The organism is Flavobacterium subsaxonicum WB 4.1-42 = DSM 21790, from assembly GCF_000422725.1.
GTDB classification, from domain to species: domain Bacteria; phylum Bacteroidota; class Bacteroidia; order Flavobacteriales; family Flavobacteriaceae; genus Flavobacterium; species Flavobacterium subsaxonicum.
Genome location: NZ_AUGP01000017.1, coordinates 61,796 through 86,622 on the forward strand (window position 1 = coordinate 61,796; position 24,827 = coordinate 86,622).

The following is a 24,827-nucleotide window of genomic DNA, read 5'->3' on the forward strand; positions in this document are numbered from 1 at the left end:
TCTCATGCGCCCTGTCATCGCGAGGCACGAAGCGATCTCATTATTAACATTTTTACACGAAATTGCCAGAGCGCTCTGTTTTTTAGAGTGACACAGCAATACCAAACCAATTCAGCATCCCAAAAATACTTTACTCTAATGCGATTGCCTCTTTAAGAAACCGCCTTACCTTTACAGGCAAATAATAATACCTTTTTTAATGAAATTTACCCCTTTAAGCCGCAGGCTAATTACTGTTTTTAGCCTTGCCAGCACCCTTTACTGCACCGCCCAAACCGAAACTACCCCCTGCCCTATAGAAATTGTAAAAGACAGTAAACAACTGGCTGCAACCTATAACACACTGGAGACTTACAAATATTTTGAAGCTGATATTGAAGATTTTAAAAACAACGCAAAAACCGGAGTATTGCTTTTTAAAACCAGCAATACGCTACAATCGGCCACACTGCATATTTTTATAAAAGACGATAAGGTATACAAACACACCGGCCGCGACACTCAAAAGAAAACCAACTCTACCCTATATGCCGACGATATAAAAACACTGGAGTCGCTTTTAAAAAAACTGGATACCGAAAGTTATTACACCCATTGTACTGAAACAAAAAGCAACGGTGCTATGGCCATGGCTATAGTAAAATACGACAATAAAATAAAAACATATTACGTATCGCCTTTAGGATGGATTACCGAACAGGACAGGAATTTTAATAAAAACTACATACTGCTGTATAATATTATTGGAGTATTAGATAAGTACACGCACCTGCTTTAATGCTTAAAACACATTACAAGCTATCACTAAAAACAAAAAATCCCAACCGTTACGATTGGGATTTTTTTATATCTCTAACGCCATTTTTTAGTTGTGGCAGGTAGCATCTAAATGTCTTTTTGTACCGCTGCTGCATGTTGGTATATCAGCAAAGCTATAATACTGCGCCGGGTTATTAGTACCGGTACCTGTGCCTGGTATTGTAATTTCGGTAGCTGTTAAATAACCATCGCCATCATCATCAGTATCAAGGTAGTTGTATATACCATCACCATCAGTATCAATGCTGGTTAAATCGCCATCCCAGCCAACTTCGTCTTTATTAAGTAAACCATCGCCATCGCTGTCTACAAACTCTGCTTTATACAGCTTAAAGGTAAACATTAAGCTCTCGTAAGCAGATATTAGGCTTGAATTAGGGCTGTTATAATAAGCAAGGCCTGAGGGCAGCCACATTACACCTGCTCCATAATCCTGGTAAGTTGCCGGGTTAGGGTTATTAGGTACATCTACATACGTACCTGCGTTAAACTTAGGTATTATATTTTGCCACCCTTCAATAGTTTCGCCAAGCGAAAAAGACGCTGTAGGAAATGGTGTATTTTCAAACGAAACACCGTCAAATGTCATACCGTTGTAAGATATCAATACATTATCTCCCCTTGTAGGGGCATTGCCCACACCCTGGTTAAACGTAAGATAGTATACCGTATACAATACATTGTTTGCTGCATTAGTACTTGTTACCACTTTGTTTTTTAGTGGATAAACGGTCTGATCCCAAATAGAAGTTTGTGTACCGGCATCGGTAATTGTAGCAAAAACAGGATTAAAATCGGCATCTACACTAACTATGTAATGGTTTTTAAGGTATTTTTCTATACTATCTTTTTCTGATGCATATTGTACGGTATAATCACGTGGCGGCACTACGGCAGCACCATCATCTTTACTACAAGAGCCAAAAAAAGCAATAAGTGCAATAAGCCCGAAAGCCATTAAACATCTCTTCATTTTAATTTTTTTTAATGGGGTGCAAGATACAATTTTACTTTATTTTTGTAGTGCTTATAACAGCGATTTTTAACTATTAGTATGAGAATTGACAAATATTTGTGGTGTACCCGTTATTATAAAACGCGTAGCATTGCCACACAGGCCTGCCAAAAGGGGCATATTACCGTTAACGGCCAGCAGGCTAAACCATCGAGAGAGGTTTACCCTACTGATAAGATAACCGTGCGCCGCGACCAGATTAAGTACCTGCTAACGGTGCTGGATGTACCGCAAAGCCGCGTGGGCCCTAAGCTGGTTGATATTTACCGTAAGGACGAAACGCCGCCCGAATCTTTTGAGCATTTAGAATTATTGCGCCTTAGCAAAGAGCATTACCGTGCGCAGGGCACCGGTAGGCCTACTAAAAAAGACCGCCGCGACCTGGACGAATATGGTAATGAAATTGAAGATAGCGATGACGACGAATAGCCTGCTCCTGCCCTATTTGCTTTTACATTAATAAACTAAAGACCATGAAAAACATAATCCTTACCAAACAGGAAATAGAATATAAAACCAGGCGTATTGCCTACCAGATCTACGAAACTTTTCCGGATGAAACCGAAGTGGTACTTGCAGGTATTGCCAGCAACGGCTACTTGTTTACAAAAATGCTTGCCGCCGAGCTTGAAAGGATAAGCGATATTAAAGTTACCCTTTGCGAAGTTACCATTAATAAGGCACAGCCTTTAGACGCCGTAACTACATCTTTACCTGCCGAAGAATACACCAATAAGGCGTTGGTATTGGTAGACGATGTGCTAAACAGCGGCACCACTCTTATATATGGTGTTAAGCATTTTTTAGAGGTACCGCTTAAAAAGTTTAAAACAGCCGTACTGGTAGACCGTAACCACAAGCAATACCCCGTTAAGGCCGATTTTAAAGGCCTCTCGCTCTCTACATCTATGTTAGAGCATATAGAGGTGGTTTTAGAAGGCGCAGAGCCTTACGCATGCCTTAATTAAAACAGGCTCATAATCTCGGTTGCCACCAGCTCCGGTGCCTTATTATCTGTTACCACAACGTGTTTTGCTTTGTGGTAGTAATAACTGCGCTCAAAAAGATGGGTGGCAACAAACTCTTCCATTTCGGCACCATGAAGGTTATTTACCAACGGGCGAAGTTTGTCCTGTGCATTTATACGCCTGATAAGCTCCTGTATGCCCGTTTTTAGGTAAACCGACACTACATCGTCGCGCTGCAGCATTTCGTGGTTGTTAGCATAGCAGGGCGTGCCGCCGCCAAGCCCAAGTATAAAGTTATCATTTACGGCCAGTAATCCTTTTAAGGTATCATGCTCCAGCTTGCGGAATTTAATTTCGCCATCCTGCTCAAATATCTGAGCAACGGTTTTACCGGTTTGTTTTTCTATAACTTCGTCCAGATCCAGGTACGGAATTTGAGATGCCTCAGACAATAATCCTGCAATTGTAGTTTTTCCAGAGGCCATATAGCCGCATAATATAACTTTTATCATGTAAATAGGATAAGCGTAATTTTGATATAAAGTAACGCAATATGGCGCAAACAGGCTACTTTTATTTAAAATTAATTATTTGGCAACATTTTTTTAACGCAATAAACCCCTACAAACTAAGGCGTTGAATAAATAATTAAAAATAAAGTCAAATTTATCCTCAAATGGCTTTGAAATATCAACAATACATGCGTATATTTGCACCCGCATTAAGGGATTGACATTAATGACTCGATAGCTCAGCCGGTAGAGCACATCACTTTTAATGATGGGGTCCTGGGTTCGAATCCCAGTCGGGTCACAAAATAACATAACAATCCCTTAAAGCTACGACTCGATAGCTCAGCTGGTAGAGCACATCACTTTTAATGATGGGGTCCTGGGTTCGAATCCCAGTCGGGTCACAAAAAGTTAAGCTTCGCAGCTTAACTTTTTTTGTTTAGTGCAATTTGGCTACGTGGAGAAACTGGTAGACTTGCCATCTTGAGGGGGTGGTGCCGCAAGGCGTATGGGTTCGAATCCCATCGTAGTCACAAAATGGGATAAAACAGTTGTAACTGTTTTATCCCATTTTTTATTTACTATCTATATTGTTAAGATTAGATATCTAAGTAAGCAATTATTTAGTCGGTTGAGCTTATTGATACCTGTACTATTTTAATCTCGTTTACGTCGGTTTTGTTTTGAATATTTTCAGCCCTGTAAAAATAAATGGTAGCTTCTGTACCAGACGATGCCCCCTGACCTGTACAACTTACCGTATTATCCCCTTGCCATGTTGCGCTTTCGCCGCCAAACCACCAATTATTCGATTGGAAAGAATGACCCTGCGCAAGCATTACATTATTAAAGGTATAAGTGTCCTGCCCATCTGGAATATCATAACTACTTATAGTAAAAGTCAAATCGCCTAAAATTGCAAAATTCAGGTCGCCCGGAGCATGGTTAAACGTGTTTTGATCATTAGCAATTTTGTCGGAGAACCAGCTGGCAACTTCAGAGGTACCATGCCTGTCTACAGCAAAAGCAAAACTGCCGTCGCTGGAAAATTTTTTAACCTGCCCTTTTTCAAGATCATTATTTTGTCCTGAAGATACACTAAAATCTGTAACCGTAAAAGTGCCTCCTTCCAAAGTCCATCCGTTAAAATCGAATGTAAAATTTAATTCGTTGTTACTTGCCATGATAATAAGATTTAAAGTTTATACTAAAAATTTAGATCAGTCTTTATCTTATCAACTATCAAACGTAACATTGTAACCCGCTAATAGTAAGATTAACTGATAGTGCAATTTAATAGTAATCTATTGGGTGCAATCAGGTGTTTTTACGGTTTTTTTCGCATAAATCTCCAAACCCTGTGATTTTTATCACGCAAAGTATGTAATAAATGTCCTCGCTAACAGCAGGTGTATTTACAGACCTTTGCCTTGATAAAATAACTACAATATGAAATTAAAAAATAAAGTTGCCGTAATTACCGGAGGTAATAGTGGTATTGGGTTTGGCATTGCAGAAGCATTTAAAAACGAAGGAGCCGTTGGCGCCATAGTGGGCAGAAACCAGGAAACCTTAGACAGATCAGTCACTGCGTTGGGCGAAAATTTTATAGGCATTAAAGCCGATGTAACCAAAATGGACCACCTTGAACGTATATTTAAAGATACATCTGAAAAATTTGGCAAGATTGATACCCTGGTTGTAAATGCAGGTGGCGCTGTAGAGGGCGTAGCAATGGGGTCGGTTGCTGTTACCAGCGAATCAGACTATGATAAGGGAATGGATCTTAACCTTAAGAGCGTATACTTTACAGTACAAAAAGCACTGCCCTATATAAACGATGGCGGCTCTATAGTACTTATAGGCTCTATTGCGGGGCATCAGGCATTTCCGGGGCAATCGCTTTACGCCGGGGCCAAGGCTGCGGTAATATCATTTGCACGTGGGTTTTCGTTAGACCTGCTGGATAGAAAAATTAGGGTCAATGTACTTTCTCCCGGAACTATAGACACTCCCGTTTTTGGTAAATTTCTGCCGGCAGAGCATGTTGAGCATGTTAAAAACCTATGGGTCGATCTAATCCCTGTAGGGCGGATAGGCCAGCCATCCGATATAGGAAAGGCAGCGGTATTCCTGGCATCCGACGAATCTTCTTTTATAATCGGTACCGAAATTACATCCGATGGTGGCGTATCCAACATTACAATCCTAAAATAAATAACAAACAGTAATTGTTAGAAGCCTCATTTTGTAATGGGGCTTATTTATGATTGAGGTTTACTAAGGCATTTCAGGCACTATTATATTTCAGCTACATTATTTTTATATAGCTTTGCCTTAAAGCTTACAGCCATGTTTGAAATTTTAGCTGACTATTTAAGAGTAAACGCTGCACTAACCGATAAAGAACTGGAACAGGTGCGTGCCCATTCCCTGCACAAAAAGCTACGTAAAAAACAATACTTATTACAGGAAGGCGACATAAGCAACTTTAATTGTTTTGTGGCTAAGGGCTGCCTGCGCCTCTATAATGTGGGCAGCAATGGTACCGAATATATTTTAAGGTTTGCCATAGAAAACTGGTGGATGAGCGACTACGAAAGTTTTAATGCAGGTACGCCATCTAAAAATTATATTGATGCTTTAGAAGACAGCGATGTATTGCTGATTGACAAAGAACACTTTAATGAGTTGGTAATGTCCATACCCAAACTTCAGGATTTTGTGCAAAGGCTTGAAAACAGAGCCTATACTGCCAGCCAGAACCGCATACTTAGCAACATTAGCGATACCGCCGAAGAACGTTATGAAAAGTTTGTAAAAGCATATCCTGATGTATTTAATCGTGTGCCCCTGCGCATGATAGCATCATATATAGGCCTTACCCGCGAAACATTAAGCCGCGTACGTAGCCAGTATGCAAAAACAGAAAGTAAGATTATGTAGTTTATTATAGACATCCCTACCCCTTTTCCACAATTTGGAAACAACTAACCACGATTTGGAAACACCATCCATTTTTAACCGCCCCACCTTTGCATTGTAGAATTTAAAAACATTACACAATGCAAAAGACAATTTTTATTACAGGAGCATCGGCAGGTTTAGGTAAAGCTACAGCCAAGTTATTTCAGGCTAATGGCTGGAATGTAATTGCCACCATGCGTAACCCCGAAAAGGAAACCGAGCTTACACAATTAGAAAACGTTACTCTTTTACCTTTAGACGTTACCAACCCTGAGCAGATTAAAACTACCGTTGCAAAAGCTATTGCCACGCACACCGTAGATGTGGTTTTTAACAACGCAGGTTACGGCCTGATGGGTGCTATGGAAGCCTTTACAGACGAACAGATGCTAAAGCAAATTGATACCAATCTTATAGGTGTGTTGCGCGTTACACAGGCATTTATTCCGTACTTTAGAGAAAAGAAAAGCGGGCTGTTTATAAGCACTACATCTATGGGTGGATTTTTAACGTTTCCGCTACACTCTATTTACCATGCTACCAAGTTTGCTTTAGAAGGCTGGTCTGAAGGTATGTCGTTTGAACTGGGACTGCATAACATAGGCATTAAAACCCTGGCACCCGGTGGCACTGCTACCGAATTTTTAGGCAGGTCGTTAGACAGAAATACACACCCTGCATATACCGGTTTAGAAGATAAACTGTTTTCTCTTACCGATGCTATGATGGATGCTGCTGCACCGGCACATCAAATTGCCCAGGTGGTGTACGAGGCTGCAACCGATGGCAAAGACCAGATTCGTTACGTTGCCGGACAGGATGCAAACGCACTATATGCAAGGCGTTTAGAAATAGGCAGCGAAGATTTTAGAAAAGAGATACGCACACAGATATTAGGATAAATAAAGAATCGGAAATGAACATCATTAACTCCATATCGCAGTTTCATAGCTTAGTCTCTTTACCGGAGCCTTTGCATCCGCTGGTAAGCGTAGTGCGCGTGCAGGATATGCGCTTTACTGAATCAGCGATATGGGAACAGTTCTCGTTAAACTTTTACTGCATATCTTTAAAAAAAGATATAACCGGCAAGGTAAAATACGGCCAGCAATACTACGATTACAACAAAGGCTTAATGACTTTTATTGCACCTCGGCAAATACAGTCGCTCGATGCCCCTCACGAAGAACTACTGGGGCCTGATGCCGGTACAGGCTATGCGCTGCTCATCCATCCTGATTTTTTGTTTAAACATCCGCTTGCTGTAACCATCAAAAATTATGGGTTCTTTTCTTATGCAGTTAATGAGGCACTGCATCTGTCCGAAAAAGAAGAGAAGAACATTATTGAGATCGTCAACAAAATAGCCGACGAATACCAGCATATCGACAGGCACACACAGGATATTATCCTTTCGCAGCTCGATCTGTTACTTAATTACAGCAACCGCTTTTACGAAAGGCAGTTTATTACCCGAAAAGCAGTTAACCACGATTTGCTGACTAAGATGGAAAACCTTTTAGCTGAATATTTTGATGAAGAAACAACCCTTAAAGAGGGCCTGCCTACAGTAGAGCTGTTAGCGAAAGAACTTAATCTGTCACCACATTATTTAAGCGATATGCTACGATCGTTAACAGGGCAAAGCGCCCAGCAGCACATGCAGCAAAAGCTGATAGAAAAAGCCAAAGAATACCTAAGCACTACCAATTTATCGGTTGCGCAGATTGCCTACCAGTTAGGGTTTGAATATCCGCAATCGTTCAACAAGCTTTTTAAAAAGAAAACCAATATTTCGCCTCTGGAGTTCAGGCAAACATTTAATTAAACAAAAGCCTGCAAGTAATATTTGCAGGCTTCTCTTTAATGAAAAATATAGCTTCCAATTATTTTACAACGGTAGCTTCTAACTCAACTTTTAAAGTTTCAAAAAGGCTTGTAACCTCTAATAACGTAGTTGCCTGCTTAATGCCATGTTTGGCTATCCAGTCCTGTAAAACAGAAAAGTTAGGCCAAAGCTCTGCCGTAGATGTTGTGTAGATATTTAACCTTACAATATTTTTACATTCGTATCCTGCCTGGCTAATAACCAGCTCCAGGTTTTTTATAGCTTCAGTCAGTTGGGTTTTCATATCGGCGTCACTCGATATTCCGTCAGCGCTTATAGCGGTTTGCCCGGAAACATAGAGTGTGCCTTCGGCGTGTTTTACTTCAACAGCCTGTACATAACTACGCTCATTTTGCCATTGCCACGGGTTAATTATTTGTTTTTCCATTTGCTTTACTTCTTTAGTTTATGCACTACAAGCGCAACAGTTAGTATTATAAATTCTAAAAATTTACATTGCAAAGTTGCAAATAACACATGGAAATGGGTGTTGATAAACCTCACGATTACAAGGTGATGTATATCACGCTAATCGGATATCCTACTTAAGGTTTCGCGGGTAACACCAAGATAAGCAGCCAGCTGGCTTTTTGGTACACGCTGAATAAGTAAGGGGTATTGTTTTAAAAGCTGCTCATAACGCTCTTTAGCGCCGGATGTTAACCAGGATATTATGCGGCGCTGTGCGGCCAGAAACCCAAAATTTGACTTTTCGAGAAAAAAACGTTCCATCTTTTGGAGGCCATCACATAACTTTTTATAGTCCTGGAACGACAGGCATAAAACCTCGGTATCTTCAAGGCATATAAGCGCCATTGTAGCCTCTGCCTGGGTATAAAAGGCATAATAATCGCTTTCCCACCAGTCTTCCATCGCAAACGAAACAATGTGCTGCTTTAGCATATCATCAGTAAACACAAGCTTTAAAAGCCCGGACACAACAAAGTAAGCATACTTTACAGCATCGCCTTCCTGAATAAGGAACTGGTGTTTCTTATACTTTTTAATAGTAAAATGAGAGCGCACAAATGCAAACTCATCATCGCTAAGCGGAACTATTTTTTCTATATGCTCTCTTAGTTTTGATGTTGCATCCATCATAAATTATAGCCTTTGTTGGTAGAGACATTTACGAACCGTTGTTTGCAAATATAAATGCAATTTGGTTGCTCAATACTTTAACCGCTACTTTATTTTTATCTTTGATGAGATAAACCCGCCCGAATTTTGAGCCAACTACCACAACCCGATGCCCTGCAATTAATAGCACCCTATAACCTCGAAAAAATAGAAGTTGCAGCACGCACCATATTGTTAAACGAAGGTCAGAAAGCCGACCGCATTTATTTTATTGAAAAAGGTTGCCTGCGCATGTGGTTTAATAATATCGGTACAGATATTACCACACAGTTTTTTTTCGAGGGTAATGTAATTGCCTCTATAGAGAGCCTTCTAACCAATAACCCAAGCGATTTTACTTTGGAAACGCTGGAACCCTGCACACTATACGTAATGCCAAAGGAGCAGTTTTTCGAATTAATAAATTCTGACGTTAATTTTAAGTCGTGGTACGACAAGCTGATACTCAACCGCTTTTTTTATTATTCAAAACACATTTTGTCATATCTTAAAAATAAACCGCAGGAGCGTTACAATGAGCTGTTGGCAAGCCATCCGCAAATATTTTTGCGTGTGCCCCAGCATTATATAGCGTCTTACTTAGGTATAACGCCTGTGTCGTTAAGCCGCATACGTAACCGAAAGGTGTAGCCTTAAAGTATTTTTTGTATGTAAATAATAGAACCGTCTAAGCGTTTGTGCTCTATATAGTCTATTTTTTTAAAGGCACGGTAGTAAAACATGTAGGGTTTTAAGTTGGGCACTACGCTGCTTAACGATAGTACAAAGTCTTTTAAATTAGTGCCAAAAACAATAACCTTGTTGCCTTGCTGGGCCACATACAGGTTTTTAAGATCTTTCATCATTTGGTAAATGTAAATAAATCCCGTTATATTTTCAAATATTATTATCTGGCAGCAGTTGTTTGTTAACAATTGTTATCGCTTTACACCTGCCCTGCTACTTAATTTTGCTTAAAAATAAACAGTATGAAAGCAGGTATACTACACCAATTAGGCACCAACCCCATTTACGGCGATTTTGAAAATCCACAGCCACAACAAGGCCAGTTAATAGTAAATGTAAAAGCCGCTGCCATTAAGCAGGTAGACCGCTCTAAGGTAGCAGGCAGGCATTACACTACTTTTGCATCGTTGCCCGTAGTACCCGGTATAGATGGTGTAGGAACATTACCAAATGGCGATGCCGTTTATGCCTGGGGCCTTACCGGTATGTTTGCGGAGCAGGCCGTTATTGAAGACGGAAGGTACACCCCACTCCCAAAAGGACTCGATTTTGCACTTGCAGCTGCATTGCCCAATGCTTTGGTAGGGTCTGACATGGCTTTGCTCTATCGTGCACAAATTAGGGCTGGGCAAACGGTGCTTATAAATGGTGCTACAGGCGCAACAGGGAAAATTGCCGTACAGATGTCAAAATACCGTGGCGCTCAAAAAGTTATTGTAACCGGCCGAAATCAAGCTGTTTTAAATGATTTGCTGCTTTTAGGTGCCGATGAAATTATTCCGCTAATGCAGGATGATGAAACTATCATTAACCAGATACAGGAGAGCTTTAAAGCTACACCTATAGATATTGTAATCGATTATTTGTGGGGCCATCCTGTAGAATTAATTTTAAAAGCTATTAATGGCTTGCCGCCCTATAAAATTACCATTGTAACCGTTGGCGAAATGGCCGGCAGCACCATTAACCTGCCATCAGGTATATTGAGGAGCAGGATGGTGCAACTGTTAGGCTCGGGTATTGGCAGCCTTTCTAAGAAAGATATAGCCGATTATTTAGAAACCGAACTCCCGGCTATTTTTAGTCTTGCAGCACAGGGCAAATTGGTAATGGAGGTAGCTACATTTCCTTTATCAGAAATTGAAAGCGTTTGGAGCCGCGACGAAACCTCCGGAAAACGTAATGTGATTATAATGGAGTAAAACCATCTAATTAACCTCTGCCCATTGTATATGCAGAAATTTTTGCGCAGTTTTTATACCAATAGTGTAATTATTAGCGCAATTCATACATCGCCTTCAGTCATTTTCTTACAAATTTCAAGTAATCAGCACTATCAAATCAATAAAATTTAACAAGAATATTAAATGATTTATTAAGGAATAAGATTATTATGTACGCATTCTTCTTTAAATTACTATAACGTTTATTTAATACATAATAATCTTATAATTAGATGGTTGTTTAAATTATAATTTATAAATTTATAGTACTTATTTATATGAAATGAATAAATCATTACTATACCTTGTTGCGCTGCTGTTTCCACTCTTCCTTTATAGCCAGAGCGACTCTCTTGTATTGAATGATACCACCCAGTTTAGTAATGCCATTCGTATAAATCTTGCCCGTTATAAAACCGAATGTGCCCATGCTAACCGCACCGGAGATTTTGAGAGAAGTAAATTTTTATTCGATTCTTTAGTACAAAACCGCCTTACAGGTACCCGTTTTGACGATTTTACCTTTAAAAAAGTAAACAACTCTAAAATAAAGCTAAGCTCCATACAAAAGCCCATTGTGCTTGTTACGTATGCCTCATGGTGTGTAACCAGCCAGGGCGAAATACCTGCACTTAACAAGCTTGCCCAGAAATACGGTAAAGACGTACAGTTTGTGGTAGTGTTTTGGGACAGAAGGGCTAAGATGAAAAAACTGGCTAAAAAATTTAACCACCGTGTTATAGTATGCTATGCACATGAGAGCTATAGAAACGATTCGCAAACAATAGGCATACTTAAACACACATTAGGCTTGCCAAACACCTTTTTCTTAGACGAAAACCTAAAAGTATCTGATATTAAGCGTTGTGGCGTGCAGGTATCGTTAGAAAAAGCCAACTACCAAAAAGGCTACGCCTTAAACTACAATGCTTTTTTAGAAGGCATGGTACCTTTCCTGTTAAACAAAGAACTGGAAAAAGAAATGCTTGTTATCAAATAACACATTTAATTACAAGCATTTATTCATCACACCAACAGGTTTAATAAATGGGGTTGGTTGTTTAGGTAGTCTACATAAAATCCAAGGTTTTTCATGTTTGCAATAAGCACATCAAAATCGGCTGCTTCTTTAACTTCAATACCCACTACCGCCGTACCTTTTTCTTTACTGTTTTTCTTGGTGTATTCAAAATGGGCAATATCATCGGTTGGCCCCAATACATTCATTACAAACTCACGAAGTGCTCCCGGCCTTTGCGGAAACTTTACTAAAAAATAGTGCTTAAGTCCGGCATACAAAAGTGCACCTTCCTTAATTTCTTCCATACGGGTAATATCGTTATTACTGCCGCTTATAATACATACCACGTTTTTGCCTTTAATTTGCTCCTTATACTGGCTTAATGCCGCTACCGATAATGCCCCTGCGGGTTCAATAACAATAGCATCTTTGTTATATAACGATAGTATAACCTCGCAAATACGGCCCTCATCTACTAAAAGCATATCATGCAGGGTTTGCCTACAAATATCAAAAGTAAAATTGCCTACTTTTTGTACTGCAGCACCATCTACAAATTTATTAATACGCTCCAGATGTACAGTCTCACCTTTTTCCAGTGCACGTTTCATACTCGGGGCACCGGTTGGCTCTACACCAATAATTTTTGTATTAGGAGACAGTTGTTGAAAAACACTGCTAAGCCCCGCCGCAAGTCCGCCACCGCCAACAGGAACAAAAACGTAGTCTATAGGCTGCTGCGCCTGCTCCAGTATTTCTAAAGCAATAGTAGCCTGGCCCTCGATAATATGCGGGTCATCAAATGGGTGAATAAACACTGCGCCTTTCTCTGCGCAATATAACAGTGCGGCTTCTTTAGCTTCATCAAAGGTATCGCCGGCTAAAACTACTTCAGCAAATTCGCCGCCAAACATTTTTACCTGGTCCAGCTTTTGGTTGGGCGTTGGTGTTGGCATAAAAATAGTACCGTGCGACTGCATTTTATTACATGCAAGTGCCACACCCTGGGCATGGTTACCCGCACTGGCACAAACTACCCCATGGGCAAGTTCTGCGGCAGATAAAGTAGCCATTTTATTATAGGCCCCGCGAATTTTGTACGACCTAACCTGCTGCAAATCTTCGCGCTTAAATAAAATGTTGGCATCATACATTTCAGATGCCGTGCGGTTAGGCGTAAGCTGCGTTTTATGTACCACGTGTTTAAGCCTTTCGGCAGCACGTTTAACATCATCAAGAGCAGGAAAGTACGTTATAGGATGGGTATTCATAATTTATGTTGCAAAACGCTACCCGTTTCTGTCATTGCGAGAGAGGCACGACCGCGGCAATCTTAATTATGAGATTGCCGCGCTCCATTGCATTCCGCTCGCAATGACAGAGCCGGACGTTATTTTTAATTTAGTTGTTTTCCGGCCTAAGGCTACGCACGGTTTTACCTGCCTGCCACATTTCGCTATCGCGAAGTTCAGCCAGTTCTGCATCCAGGTCTACACGGTAATCCGGTTTGCTGTTGCTTTCTATGCTATAGCCAGCCTCTTTACCCGTGGCAACGCTATCGTATAATTCTTCAAAAATTGGGGCTGTAGCATCTCTAAAACGCTTCCACCAGTCTAATGCACCACGCTGTGCTGTAGTACTACAGTTGGCATACATCCAATCCATACCGTTTTCTGCCACTAATGGCATAAGCGATTGTGTAAGTTCTTCAACCGTTTCGTTAAACGCTTCCGATGGGCTGTGGCCTTTTTTACGAAGCACTTCGTACTGAGCCGCAAAAATACCCTGAATAGCCCCCATAAGTGTACCACGCTCTCCGGTAAGGTCGCTGTATACTTCTTTTTGGAAATCGGTTTCAAATAAATAACCACTGCCAATAGCAATACCTAAAGATACTACCCTGTCAAACGCTTTGCCTGTAGCATCCTGAAAAATAGCATAACTACTGTTTAATCCACGGTTTTGGAGGAACATACGGCGCAATGATGTGCCCGATCCTTTTGGAGCCACTAAAAATACATCGACATTTTCCGGTGGAACGATTGATGTCTGGTCGTTGAACGTAATGCCAAACCCATGCGAAAAGTATAATGCTTTACCGGCAGTAAGGTTTTCTTTAACCAGTGGCCAGTATTCTATTTGTGCAGCATCGCTAAGTAAGTAACATATAATGGTGCCTTTTTGCAGGGCTTCTTCAATTTCAAAAAGGGTTTCGCCCGGTACAAAACCATCGGCAACAGCTTTATCCCACGATTTAGAATTTTGGCGCTGACCCACAATCACGCTAATACCATTGTCTTTAAGGTTTAGTGCCTGGCCCGGCCCCTGAACGCCGTAGCCTATTACGGCAACTACTTCGTCTTTTAATGTTTGTTGTGCTTTATCTAACGGATATTCTTCACGGGTTACTACGTTTTCTTCTACTCCTCCAAAATTTAATTTTGCCATGTTTATTCGTTTAATTTTTTATTGATTTTTTGTTTCGTTTTAATTCTTTAAGCTTAATCCGCTTTACCTGCGGAACTTCATCACCTCGTCTGAGAGTAATTCCTTTAAGGTAATAACGTTTGCCTTTTTTATAAAAATAATTACTAACTGGCGTTTGTTCTTCGCCTTCTTCATTAATACATCCCCTTATAGTAACCCGCTCAATTTCCTGCCATTCATTACCATTAAAATGGTATAGGTAAAGTCCTGTAGATGTACCTATAAACCAACTTGTATTAAAAAGCAACTCTTTGGTCCCATCTCCATCAATATCATCTACCGCAGCTACCTTCCCCCATACTGATTCATCAAATAACAGGTTGGGCATGTTACAAGAAAAAGTAACGTTGTTATAGCATTTATTTTCCTTGCAACCAAAAGAGTAAATCAGTTCACCCCTCTCGTCATAACTCGACAATACAGGTGGGGTATATACAAAAGCAGTATCTACAATTTTGTCGTTATTAATGTCTCCCAATACTATGGTATCAATAGGTTGCTCTTCCAGCAAACCTTTCGTCTTACCGCTGTCGATTTCCACTTGTGCGTGTAAACTACCACAAAGCAGTATCACCATAATTTGAAAAACATACTTCATAATCTACATCGTAAAAACACCATCTCTCTTATCAAGAAACTCATTTTCTACTGCGGGTTCGCTTGGCTCTGCGGCTTCAAATTCCAGTACAGCTTTGTGCATGCCTTCGCTGGCTTTAATTATAGCAATACGGGCACTGCGCACAAACTCTATAAGTCCCCACGGCGCTAAAGCTTCGGCTAAAGCGTCGATCTCTTCTTTATGGCCTGTGGTTTCAAACACCGTGTAATCGTTACGGATAACTACCGTGTTAGCGCCATACTGCCTAAGCAGCCTTTCTACCTTTACCTGCTCTGCAATAACCTTAGTAGGCACTTTGTACATGGCCATTTCCTGCCATACAATTTCCTCATCGGTATTAAAGAATACTTTTAATACCTCAACCTGCTTTTCTATCTGTCGGGCTACTTTTTGCACCACCTCTTCGGCTTCGTTAATAACAAGCGTAAAGCGGCTTATGCCCTCTACTTCGCTTGGGCCAACGTTAACCGACTCTAAATTTATTTTCCGACGCGAGAAAATTATCGCAATGCGGGTTAATAAACCCACATGGTTCTCTGTATATACGGTTATGGTGAATTCCTTTTTCATAATATCTATATTCAGGATGATGATGCCATCATCGCTTATTTTTTTCTGACAATTTATTTGGGCGTGCTCCTAAGGCGATGCTGCAGGCTAATATGTAGTCCCTTTCAGTTTGTGGCTTTAATCGGTTCTGTTCACTTATCTATCAGCAACCGTGGAAACTTTATAAACTTTCAACTTTAAGACTTTATAAACTTACCCCATATCTTCCCTGCAAAGCACTATCTCGCTAACACTTTTGCCCTGCGGTACCATTGGGAATACGTTATTTTCTTTACCCACCATAACTTCCAGCAGGTAGCTGCCGTCGTGGTTTAGCATGGTTGTTAGCGCATCGCGAAGCTTATCTCTTGTAGAAATACTATTGCCCGGTATGCCGTAGCCTTTTGCCACCTGAACAAAATCAGGGCTTTCGATGTTTACAAACGAGTATCTTTTTTCATGAAAAAGTTGCTGCCACTGGCGTACCATACCCAAAAAACAGTTATTAAGTATCATAATCTTCACATTTGGCTTAAACTGCATAATTGTACCCAGCTCCTGAATGGTCATCTGGATGCCGCCATCGCCAATAATGGCAACGGTTTGACGTGATGGATCGCCATACGCAGCACCAATAGCTGCGGGCAGTGCAAAGCCCATAGTACCAAGGCCACCGCTTGTTACATTACTTTTAGAGTGAATATATTCGGCGTAACGGCAGGCCACCATCTGGTGCTGACCTACATCGGTTACAATTATGGCATCGCCACCGGTTAGCTCGTTAAGGTTACGGATAACCTCGCCCATGGTAAGCGCATCCGATGTTGGATATACCTCATCTTGTATCACTTTCTCATTTTCTCTTTCGGCGCAGTCTTTAAATTTCTGATGCCAGGCCTCGTGTGTTTTATTGTCGACTAAAGCCGTTAGCAGCGGAAGCGTCTCTTTACAATCGCCCCACACCGGTATATCGGCTTTTACATTTTTATCAATCTCGGCCGGGTCGATATCCAGGTGGATGATCTTAGCCTGAGTGGCGTATTTATCTAATCGGCCGGTAACGCGGTCATCAAAACGCATACCTATGGCAATCAGCACGTCGCATTCGTTAGTTAAACGGTTAGGACCGTAATTACCATGCATACCCACCATGCCTACCCCTAAAGGATAGTCGGTTGGAATGGCACTCATGCCCAAGATAGTCCACGCTGCGGGAATGCCCGATTTTTCAAGAAAGGCTTTAAACTCTTCTTCGGCTTTGCCTAAAATAACACCCTGACCAAACACCACAAACGGACGTTCGGCAGCATTAATAGCGGCGGCAGCCTGTTCTATATATTCGTTTCTAACCACAGGTTTTGGTCTGTAGCTTCTTATGTAATTGCATTTTGTGTAGCCGCTGAACTCCATTTTTTGAAGCTGGGCATTTTTCGTGATATCTATAAGCACCGGACCCGGCCTACCAGAACCCGCTATATAAAAGGCCTTGGCCAATATTGCAGGAATTTCTTCGGCATCGGTAACCTGGTAATTCCATTTAGTTACGGGGGTGGTTATGTTTATTACATCGGTTTCCTGAAAAGCATCGGTACCCAAAAGGTGCGCAAACACCTGCCCGGTAATGCACACAAGCGGTGTACTGTCTATCATGGCATCAGCAAGGCCTGTAACCAGGTTGGTAGCACCGGGGCCGCTGGTGGCAAACACAATACCCGTTTTACCAGATACCCTTGCAAAACCCTGAGCCGCATGTATGGCACCCTGCTCGTGGCGTACCAGTATGTGCTGCAGCTTTTCGTTATAATCGTAAAGGGCATCATAAATGGGCATAATAGCACCACCCGGATATCCAAAAATGGTGGTTACCCCCTCTTGTATAAATGCCTCAAGCAATACCTGCCCGCCTGTTAAGGTAACCGACTCCTGTGCTTTTGCAGCCGGGGCTTTTTGTTCCAATGTCTTTTCCATAATCCTACTATTTTGGTTTATGCCTCATCAGTCACACAGCCTTCTGCTGCCGATGAAACTGTACGGGCATATTTATAAAGCAATCCTTTTGTAACTTTTAATTTTGGCTGTACCCATGCCTGTCTTCTCTGCTCCAGTTCTTCATCCGAAACTTTAAGTACAAGTGTATTGTTTACAGCATCTATTTCAATAATATCATCGTCGTTTACAAGGCCAATAGTTCCGCCATCAAACGCTTCGGGGGTAATGTGCCCCACTACAAAGCCGTGAGTGCCTCCGCTAAAGCGGCCATCGGTAATAAGGGCAACGCTTTTGCCAAGGCCTGCACCAATAAGGGCGCTGGTAGGCTTAAGCATTTCGGGCATGCCGGGTGCGCCTTTAGGCCCTTCGTTACGAATAACAATTACATCGCCATGCTGTACCTTTCCATCAGAAATTCCGGCAATAAGATTTTTCTCGCCATCAAAAACGCGCGCAGGGCCGGTAAACTTCTCGCCTTCTTTACCTGTAATTTTTGCTACGCTCCCACCCGGTGCAAGGTTACCGTATAATATCCTTAAATGTCCGGTTGGTTTAATAGGGTCAGATAGTGGCCTGATGATTTTTTGTGTTTCGAAATCCAGGTCGGCTGCCTCTTCAAGGTTTTCCGCCACGGTTTTTCCGGTAACGGTAAGGCAGTCGCCATGAAGCAATCCTTCTTTAAGCAGATACTTCATAACGGCAGGAATACCACCGTTGTTGTACAAATCCTGCATTAAGTACTTGCCGCTTGGCTTAAAATCGGCCAGAACAGGTGTTTTATCACTCATCATCTGGAAATCGTCCTGGGTTACCTCCACGCCTATACTTTTTGCCATGGCAATAAAGTGCAGTACGGCGTTGGTACTACCGCCCAATACCACTACAATTCGCATAGCATTTTCAAAGGCTTTACGCGTCATGATATCGCTTGGCTTAATATCTTTTTCCAGTAAAAGTTTAAGGTGTTTTGCAGCATCCAGGCATTCCTGTTGCTTCTCCGGGCTTAGCGCCGGATTGGACGACGAATACGGCAAACTCATGCCCAGCGCCTCTATAGCTGCTGCCATAGTGTTGGCTGTATACATACCGCCACAGGCTCCAGCACTTGGACAGGCGTTGCGTATTACGCCATTAAAATCTTCTTCGTTCATTGTTCCGGCTATCTTCTGCCCCAAAGCCTCAAATGCCGAAACTATATTTAGTGTCTCGCCTTTATAGCAACCCGGCGCAATTGTACCGCCATACACCATTATAGAAGGGCGGTTAAGCCTGCCCATAGCCATAATACTGCCCGGCATGTTTTTGTCGCAGCCCGGCAGGGTTATAAGTCCGTCGTAGTATTGTGCACCACAAATGGCCTCAATACTATCGGCTATAACATCGCGGCTTACTAACGAGTAGCGCATACCATCGGTTCCGTTGCTCATACCATCGCTTACGCCAATGGTGTTAAACACCAGGCCGGCAAGGCCGGTATCCCAGGCGCCTTTTTTAACTACCTGAGCTAAATCGTTAAGGTGCATGTTGCAGGTGTTGCCATCGTAGCCCATACTGGCTATGCCCACCTGTGCTTTTTTCATATCATCGTCGCTAAAGCCTATGCCGTAAAGCATAGCACGTGCAGCGGGTTGTGTATCGTCTTGGGTAAAAACCTTTGAATATTTATTTAATTCCATTAAATGGTTATTAGTTGATAGTTGTCGGTTGTTGGATAGCTTCCATACCCTTGCAACTGACTTATATTATTATTTATTGAAGTTATTTTGCCGATGGATGAGCTGCCCGAACGAATCTAACAACCATCAACCAACAACTTACCCCAGTTGCAACTTAAACTCCTCCAGTGTTTTGCCTAACACCAAATTTTGATAGGCTTTTTGCACGGTGGCACTTAGGGTGGTATCCCATTGTTTTGTAAAAGGTACATCGTCTAAAGAGTCTAATGCCAGCACTTCGGCGGCGGTACCGCAAAAAAAGGCGGCATCGGCACCACGCATTTCATCGGGGGTAAAAAAAGTTTCCTGCGTTGGTATGTCCAGTTCTTTGCATATATCTAATACTGTAGCGCGGGTAATGCCCGGCAGTATATTGCCCTTTGCGGGAGTATAAAGGGTTCCGTCTTTCTCGTAAAACACATTGGCACCGCTGCTTTCGGCTACAAAGCCATTACCATCAAGCACCAGGGCCTCATCATAACCGGCATCTTTAGCTTCCTGGCAGGCAAGTATAGAGTTAACATAGTGGCCGCTAACCTTGGCTTCTATCTTAAAAGCTTTGGGGTTTGGGCGTTGGTAGCTCGACGTCGTTATACGCATTTTGTTGGCCATGTATCCGTTGCTCCACTCCCACGCTTCTATTGCCAGGTAACTTTCTTTACCTTTAGAAAGCGACATATTGGGCGAACAGATAACAATGGGGCGCAAATAAGCATCGCTAAAGCCGTTGCGCTCTAATACTTCATACGATAATGCCGTAAGCTCTTCGGTTGTATAATTAAATGGCATGTGCATTAATTCTGCCGATCGGCGCAGGCGGTCGTAATGCTCCTGAGCCTTAAATATTTTGGTTCCGTTTTCGGTTTTGTACGATTTAATTCCTTCAAAAACAGCATAACCATAATGTAAAGACTGCCCGTAAAGGTTGGTATTGGCTTCGGCTGCTTTTACAAAGTTGCCGTTAAAATAAATAATTGTGTTATCGTTAAAGTACATAGCTGGTTAATTTGTAATGGTATAAAAAAGGCCCTTACTCGTGGTGAGAAAGGGCCGGTTTGTATGGTGCCGGAAGTTCCTTCTCACATTTGCAAGGGAATGACGTGGATGACATAAATAATGTTTAGTGCTTTCATAACGCTTTTACTTTTAAAAAATAAAGCCGCTCCTTTTGAGGGGAACGGCTATTTATAATTTTAGTTTATATAAATATACATATACCCTCAGGCCTTATTGCTAATGACAATAATGCTGATGAGAATGACATGTATAATATTGTTTGCTTTCATATTGATAAGACGAATTTAGGGATTTTTTTCAACAAACCAAGTCCGTTGTTGATTTTTTTTCATCGAAACCGAAATAGTTATGAATATATAATACAATTTTAGTTAATATAATTACACATTATACAATTTATAGATTAAAACCCTGAATTTTAATTTCAAAAGCCTTTGTTTTAAGAGGGTAATTTTCGGAATTCGAAAAAATACAATTGTTCAAATTCCAAAAAGCAAAATACAAATAACAAATATCCTTAGCCCCAGCCCTCTCTCAAAAGAGAGGGGTGTAGCTACAATCGGTGCTTATTACAACAACCCTTTCTTCTGTATTAAGTAATAAAAAAGCCTGCTATACAGCAGGCTCAGTCTATTATCTCTTGTCTATCATCTTAAAATCTAATATTCCAAAAACCTAATTAATATCCCGATAGCGGAATATCGAGTGTATAGCTTTTACCTAAAGCAACATCAAGCCTACGGTCGCGCAGCCATGGGTTGTGTATTTTAAGTATCTTATAATTAATACCCTGTTCTTTAGCAAATACAGCCAGGTCTGGCACAGCTGCTGACACACTTACCGTTTTTACCGGTATAACCGGATAAAGGTCAGTCGGCTGAAGGTTAAAGTTATATTTAGCAGGGTTTTGCATAATATCTTTAAGCGCCAGTATCCTGAAAACGTAGCGGGCCGTTTCTTCAGTTAGTAGTAAATCGTAATAATTATCTACGCCCTGAAAGGTTATTTGTTTGTTTACGCCACCAACACCACCGTTGTATGATGCAGCAGCCAGCGTCCACGAGCCGAATTTAGCTTTAGAATCTAACAGGTAGCGGCACGCTGCCTCGGTAGATTTTACAAGGTGGTAACGCTCATCTACCAGGTCGTTTACCTCAAGTCCATATTGCTTGCCGGTTTCGGGCATAAATTGCCAGATACCCCTTGCCCCTGCCGGAGACACCACATTTACCAATCCGCTCTCTATTACGGCAAGATATTTAAAATCGTCTGGCACGCCGTAGCGTTTTAAAATTGGCTCTATAACCGGAAATGCCCTGTTGGCACGTTTAATTATAAGTTGGGTTGTTGCATGCAGGTTAGCATTAGTAAGCAGCTCCCTGTCCAGCCTTTCGCGCACATCGCTAAGCTGCAACGGTGCTTTCTCGCCTGCAAAATCTATTTCAGCCGGAAAGTAACTGCCATTGGCTGCTTCTTTACTTTCTGCCGGTTTATTTGTTGCTGTATGCACCAGCAGGGTACTTACCAATACCATAGAGGCCACAACGCCTGTTTTACGAATCCATTCCATTTTCTTTTCTTTTTTTATAGTAGTTGATGATTTTGTTTAGTTAATCGGCCAGCAATTGCGGCAGGTTCTCGTTAAGCCACTTGTACTTATTAATTATCATAATGTGCTTGCCGCCCTTAACGGGAATAAAATTTTTAAGGTACTTTGGCGGAAAAACCTCATCGGCATCGCCATGAATATGCACCACATTTTCATCGGGCACGGCCCTATCCCAAAGTATAATACTTTTTAACGCCCAGTCCAGGTATTTCTTATCCCTGACCGACAGAAATTTTTCATATAAATTCAGCCTCCTGCTAATCACGTTATTGCCAACGGCCACTTTAGCCAACCAGTCAACCCGCGTCATTAACCCGGTAGGAAAAAAACGGTAGGCCTGCGTCATTTTAGCAAAGCGCATCCTGCGGGGGAATTCGGCATTGCAGCGCACGCTTGATATGATTATTACCTTCCGTGCCTCAATAACCCTCGATAGTTCCTGCACTATTACCCCACCAAACGATACTCCTATTAATATAGGGTTATCGTGCTTTATGTTTTGCGCTATACGTTTGGCATAGTCGGCCAGTGGTTCATTACCAACAGGTAGCAGCCATTCTAAATAAAAGCACTCGTACAGGTGTTCCGGTAAGTGTATATTCTCAAAAATAAGCGGGCTGGCGGCCAGCCCGGGCATAAAGTATACCGGTATTGTTTGCATGCTGCGAGTTTTAACGTGCTTCGGCGTTTTATAATCAATTTTTATTCCGAAATTTGTATAAAATTAAAGTTTTTATCCCAACCGCTGGGCTTCAGGCTTTAATTTATGAATAAATTTATGAGGACACGACTATTCCCTAAAAGCCAAAGAGGCACCGCTAACCACGGCTGGCTACAGGCTAACTTCTCGTTTTCGTTTGGTGGCTTTCATAACCCTGATATGGTTCAGTTTGGCATGCTGCGTGTACTGAACGACGATACCATTGCTGCAGGAATGGGCTTTGGCAACCACCCGCACGACAATATGGAAATTATTACCATTCCGCTTGAAGGCGGCCTTACGCACCGCGACAGCATGGGCAACCAGGCTACAGTTAGCTTTGGCGAAGTACAGGTTATGAGTGCCGGCACCGGTGTACAGCACAGCGAAATGAATGCAAGCCAGACTGAGCAGGCCCAGACCTTGCAGTTGTGGATATTTCCTGAACGACAGAATGTAACCCCACGTTACGACCAGAAAGGTTTTGACTTAGAGGTTAACCGCAACAACCTTGTAAATGTGGTATCTCCGCAGGATAAGAACGATGGCAACGCTCTTTGGATACACCAGCAGGCATTTTTGCACATGGGCTTGTTTGATGCCAGCCGGACATTTAATTATGATATTAAAATTGAAGGTAACGGAATTTACCTTTTTGTTATAAAAGGCGAGCTGGACATTAACGGGCAAACCGTTAACCAGCGCGATGCTTTTGGCGCTGTTGAGTTTAACAGCCTTGCCATTACCACTAAAGCGCCTGCCAAAATATTATTGATAGAAGTACCAATGCAATTTAACGATTAGTTATGGATATTAAAGACAACGAATTTTCGAGACAGTTTGAAATTACTATTGATGGCAAAGTAATGATAGTAGAATACTCCGTACAGGAGCGAAAGCTGTTTCTTACCAAAATTAATGTACCCGATGGCATGGACGAAGAGCCTAACGTTAGCGATGTGCTTAAAGAAATTTTAGCTATTGCCGAAGAGCGCCGTTTTCGGGTAGTGCCCACCCACCCAAAAGTAGCAGCTTTTTTTAGGAAAAACCCACGCTATAAAGACCTGCTGCCACCGGGAATTAGACTATAAATAACCCAATAGAATAAATAATGCAAAGTTTAAAAGGAAAGAACGCGCTGATTACCGGCGCTGGTAAAGGTATTGGTAAAGCCATTGCGCTTGCCCTTGCCGCCGAAGGTACTAATGTTATAGTGCTTGCCCGTACGGCTGCCGATATTGATGCATTGGCTACCGAAATTAAAACACATAATGTAAAATGCCTGGCGGTTACTGCCGATGTTGCCGATATAGCTTCGGTTAACAGTGCTGTAGAAAAAGCCCTGGCTGAGTTTACAACCATAGACATACTTATTAATAATGCCGGTATGGGCAAGTTTGGAAAATTCTTAGACTTAACACCTGAAGAATTTGAACAAATTATTAAAGTTAACCTTATGGGCACTTATTATACTACCCGTGCCGTATTACCGGGAATGGTAGCGCAGCAAAGTGGCGATATCATTAATATATCGTCTACCGCGGGGCTTAGGGGTGCAGCTGTTACAAGTGCTTACAGTGCCTCTAAATTTGCAGTTATGGGATTGACTGAATCGCTTATGCAGGAAGTACGCAAGCATAACATCCGTGTTACTGCGCTTACACCAAGCACCGTTGCTACCGATATGGCTAAAGACCTTAACCTTACCGATGGTAATCCTGATAAAGTTATGCAACCCGAAGATGTGGCCGAACTTATTGTGGCACAGCTTAAGCTAAATAAAAGGGTGTTTATTAAAGATAGCGGTATATGGTCTACCAATCCGTAGGTTAGTGCTCAGTTGGCAGTCGCAGTTTTCAGTTA

The 24,827-nt window shown here is 41.8% G+C and carries 28 protein-coding genes and 3 tRNA genes; 16 read left to right on the top strand and 15 right to left on the bottom strand.

Annotated elements, in window-relative coordinates:
* Positions 1-199 precede the first annotated feature (199 nt).
* On the top strand, positions 200-778 hold the full coding sequence (locus G509_RS0102940; protein WP_026990157.1) for a hypothetical protein: 579 nt from the start codon (positions 200-202) through the stop codon (positions 776-778).
* Between the two features lie 87 nt (positions 779-865).
* Here the strand turns inward: G509_RS0102940 and G509_RS21375 are convergent, their stop codons facing one another.
* A complete protein-coding gene (locus G509_RS21375) occupies positions 866-1,792 on the bottom strand; it encodes an EF-hand domain-containing protein (RefSeq protein WP_131450740.1) in 927 nt (308 codons plus the stop codon).
* Between the two features lie 81 nt (positions 1,793-1,873).
* Here G509_RS21375 and G509_RS0102950 point away from each other — a divergent pair, with 81 nt between their 5' ends.
* Both G509_RS0102950 and G509_RS0102955 read left to right on the top strand, forming a co-directional pair.
* Positions 1,874-2,263, top strand: a complete 390-nt coding sequence (locus tag G509_RS0102950) for an RNA-binding S4 domain-containing protein (protein ID WP_026990158.1) — start codon at positions 1,874-1,876, stop codon at positions 2,261-2,263.
* A 44-nt stretch (positions 2,264-2,307) separates the two neighbouring features.
* Complete coding sequence (locus G509_RS0102955) at positions 2,308-2,802, top strand: phosphoribosyltransferase family protein (RefSeq protein ID WP_026990159.1); 495 nt, start codon at positions 2,308-2,310, stop codon at positions 2,800-2,802.
* Here G509_RS0102955 and G509_RS0102960 read toward each other — a convergent pair.
* Positions 2,799-3,314, bottom strand: a complete 516-nt coding sequence (locus tag G509_RS0102960) for a shikimate kinase (protein ID WP_026990160.1) — start codon at positions 3,312-3,314, stop codon at positions 2,799-2,801. The two genes, G509_RS0102955 and G509_RS0102960, sit on opposite strands and share 4 nt — an antisense overlap.
* A gap of 228 nt (positions 3,315-3,542) precedes the next feature.
* On the opposite strand from G509_RS0102960, the gene G509_RS0102965 reads away from it, so the two are divergent.
* The 3 genes from G509_RS0102965 (at position 3,543) to G509_RS0102975 (ending at position 3,847) form a co-directional block, all read left to right on the top strand.
* Positions 3,543-3,615, top strand: a tRNA-Lys gene (locus G509_RS0102965).
* Between the two features lie 30 nt (positions 3,616-3,645).
* Positions 3,646-3,718, top strand: a tRNA-Lys gene (locus G509_RS0102970).
* Between the two features lie 47 nt (positions 3,719-3,765).
* A tRNA-Leu gene (locus G509_RS0102975) sits at positions 3,766-3,847 on the top strand.
* A gap of 90 nt (positions 3,848-3,937) precedes the next feature.
* Here G509_RS0102975 and G509_RS0102980 read toward each other — a convergent pair.
* Positions 3,938-4,498 (bottom strand): hypothetical protein, encoded by a 561-nt coding sequence (locus tag G509_RS0102980; protein WP_026990161.1) that lies wholly within the window; start codon positions 4,496-4,498, stop codon positions 3,938-3,940.
* A gap of 265 nt (positions 4,499-4,763) precedes the next feature.
* On the opposite strand from G509_RS0102980, the gene G509_RS0102985 reads away from it, so the two are divergent.
* The 4 genes from G509_RS0102985 (at position 4,764) to G509_RS0103000 (ending at position 8,109) form a co-directional block, all read left to right on the top strand.
* Entirely contained in the window at positions 4,764-5,531 is a 768-nt protein-coding gene (locus G509_RS0102985) for an SDR family oxidoreductase (RefSeq protein ID WP_026990162.1), read from the top strand.
* Positions 5,532-5,666: 135 nt separating this feature from the next.
* Positions 5,667-6,260 carry a Crp/Fnr family transcriptional regulator gene (locus tag G509_RS0102990; protein ID WP_026990163.1) on the top strand — a complete coding sequence of 198 codons (594 nt, stop codon included), beginning with the start codon at positions 5,667-5,669 and terminating at the stop codon, positions 6,258-6,260.
* Positions 6,261-6,379: 119 nt separating this feature from the next.
* Positions 6,380-7,183, top strand: a complete 804-nt coding sequence (locus G509_RS0102995; protein ID WP_026990164.1) for an SDR family oxidoreductase — start codon at positions 6,380-6,382, stop codon at positions 7,181-7,183.
* A 14-nt stretch (positions 7,184-7,197) separates the two neighbouring features.
* Entirely contained in the window at positions 7,198-8,109 is a 912-nt protein-coding gene (locus tag G509_RS0103000; protein WP_026990165.1) for a helix-turn-helix domain-containing protein, read from the top strand.
* Between the two features lie 58 nt (positions 8,110-8,167).
* On the opposite strand, the gene G509_RS0103005 is transcribed toward G509_RS0103000, so the two are convergent.
* Positions 8,168-8,557: a RidA family protein gene (locus tag G509_RS0103005; RefSeq protein WP_026990166.1), complete on the bottom strand. Its 390-nt coding sequence runs from the start codon at positions 8,555-8,557 to the stop codon at positions 8,168-8,170.
* Positions 8,558-8,697: 140 nt separating this feature from the next.
* The gene (locus tag G509_RS0103010) at positions 8,698-9,270 is read right to left on the bottom strand and encodes a Crp/Fnr family transcriptional regulator (protein WP_026990167.1); all 573 of its coding nucleotides are present in this window, start codon (positions 9,268-9,270) and stop codon (positions 8,698-8,700) included.
* Positions 9,271-9,396: 126 nt separating this feature from the next.
* Here G509_RS0103010 and G509_RS0103015 point away from each other — a divergent pair, with 126 nt between their 5' ends.
* Positions 9,397-9,939, top strand: coding sequence for a Crp/Fnr family transcriptional regulator (locus G509_RS0103015; protein ID WP_207382709.1), 543 nt, complete (start codon positions 9,397-9,399; stop codon positions 9,937-9,939).
* Positions 9,940-9,941: 2 nt separating this feature from the next.
* On the opposite strand, the gene G509_RS0103020 is transcribed toward G509_RS0103015, so the two are convergent.
* Entirely contained in the window at positions 9,942-10,154 is a 213-nt protein-coding gene (locus G509_RS0103020; RefSeq protein WP_131450741.1) for a hypothetical protein, read from the bottom strand.
* Positions 10,155-10,277: 123 nt separating this feature from the next.
* Here G509_RS0103020 and G509_RS0103025 point away from each other — a divergent pair, with 123 nt between their 5' ends.
* The gene (locus tag G509_RS0103025) at positions 10,278-11,237 is read left to right on the top strand and encodes a quinone oxidoreductase family protein (RefSeq protein ID WP_026990170.1); all 960 of its coding nucleotides are present in this window, start codon (positions 10,278-10,280) and stop codon (positions 11,235-11,237) included.
* Between the two features lie 304 nt (positions 11,238-11,541).
* A complete protein-coding gene (locus tag G509_RS0103030; protein ID WP_026990171.1) occupies positions 11,542-12,258 on the top strand; it encodes a TlpA family protein disulfide reductase in 717 nt (238 codons plus the stop codon).
* 26 nt (positions 12,259-12,284) lie between these two features.
* Here G509_RS0103030 and ilvA read toward each other — a convergent pair whose 3' ends face one another.
* The 9 genes from ilvA to G509_RS0103075 all read right to left on the bottom strand — a co-directional run bounded on the left by ilvA (position 12,285) and on the right by G509_RS0103075 (position 22,925).
* Complete coding sequence (gene ilvA, locus G509_RS0103035; protein ID WP_026990172.1) at positions 12,285-13,550, bottom strand: threonine ammonia-lyase IlvA; 1,266 nt, start codon at positions 13,548-13,550, stop codon at positions 12,285-12,287.
* 130 nt (positions 13,551-13,680) lie between these two features.
* Positions 13,681-14,727 carry a ketol-acid reductoisomerase gene (gene ilvC / locus G509_RS0103040; RefSeq protein ID WP_026990173.1) on the bottom strand — a complete coding sequence of 349 codons (1,047 nt, stop codon included), beginning with the start codon at positions 14,725-14,727 and terminating at the stop codon, positions 13,681-13,683.
* Between the two features lie 10 nt (positions 14,728-14,737).
* Positions 14,738-15,343 (bottom strand): hypothetical protein, encoded by a 606-nt coding sequence (locus G509_RS0103045; RefSeq protein WP_131450742.1) that lies wholly within the window; start codon positions 15,341-15,343, stop codon positions 14,738-14,740.
* A 24-nt stretch (positions 15,344-15,367) separates the two neighbouring features.
* Positions 15,368-15,955 (bottom strand): acetolactate synthase small subunit, encoded by a 588-nt coding sequence (ilvN, locus tag G509_RS0103050; RefSeq protein WP_207382710.1) that lies wholly within the window; start codon positions 15,953-15,955, stop codon positions 15,368-15,370.
* A gap of 192 nt (positions 15,956-16,147) precedes the next feature.
* Positions 16,148-17,902, bottom strand: a complete 1,755-nt coding sequence (ilvB, locus tag G509_RS0103055; protein ID WP_026990176.1) for a biosynthetic-type acetolactate synthase large subunit — start codon at positions 17,900-17,902, stop codon at positions 16,148-16,150.
* A gap of 17 nt (positions 17,903-17,919) precedes the next feature.
* The gene (gene ilvD, locus G509_RS0103060) at positions 17,920-19,599 is read right to left on the bottom strand and encodes a dihydroxy-acid dehydratase (RefSeq protein ID WP_026990177.1); all 1,680 of its coding nucleotides are present in this window, start codon (positions 19,597-19,599) and stop codon (positions 17,920-17,922) included.
* Positions 19,600-19,737: 138 nt separating this feature from the next.
* Positions 19,738-20,634: a branched-chain amino acid transaminase gene (locus G509_RS0103065; protein ID WP_026990178.1), complete on the bottom strand. Its 897-nt coding sequence runs from the start codon at positions 20,632-20,634 to the stop codon at positions 19,738-19,740.
* 700 nt (positions 20,635-21,334) lie between these two features.
* Positions 21,335-22,225 carry a lytic transglycosylase domain-containing protein gene (locus G509_RS0103070; protein ID WP_026990179.1) on the bottom strand — a complete coding sequence of 297 codons (891 nt, stop codon included), beginning with the start codon at positions 22,223-22,225 and terminating at the stop codon, positions 21,335-21,337.
* A gap of 40 nt (positions 22,226-22,265) precedes the next feature.
* Positions 22,266-22,925 (bottom strand): alpha/beta hydrolase, encoded by a 660-nt coding sequence (locus G509_RS0103075; protein WP_026990180.1) that lies wholly within the window; start codon positions 22,923-22,925, stop codon positions 22,266-22,268.
* Positions 22,926-23,042: 117 nt separating this feature from the next.
* Here G509_RS0103075 and G509_RS0103080 point away from each other — a divergent pair, with 117 nt between their 5' ends.
* From G509_RS0103080 to G509_RS0103090, 3 genes are read left to right on the top strand one after another with little or no spacing between them, the layout of a single operon-like run.
* Entirely contained in the window at positions 23,043-23,768 is a 726-nt protein-coding gene (locus G509_RS0103080) for a pirin family protein (RefSeq protein WP_026990181.1), read from the top strand.
* Positions 23,769-23,770: 2 nt separating this feature from the next.
* Positions 23,771-24,055 carry a GNAT family N-acetyltransferase gene (locus G509_RS0103085; protein WP_026990182.1) on the top strand — a complete coding sequence of 95 codons (285 nt, stop codon included), beginning with the start codon at positions 23,771-23,773 and terminating at the stop codon, positions 24,053-24,055.
* Positions 24,056-24,075: 20 nt separating this feature from the next.
* Positions 24,076-24,792 (top strand): 3-ketoacyl-ACP reductase, encoded by a 717-nt coding sequence (locus G509_RS0103090; protein ID WP_026990183.1) that lies wholly within the window; start codon positions 24,076-24,078, stop codon positions 24,790-24,792.
* Positions 24,793-24,827 lie beyond the last annotated feature (35 nt).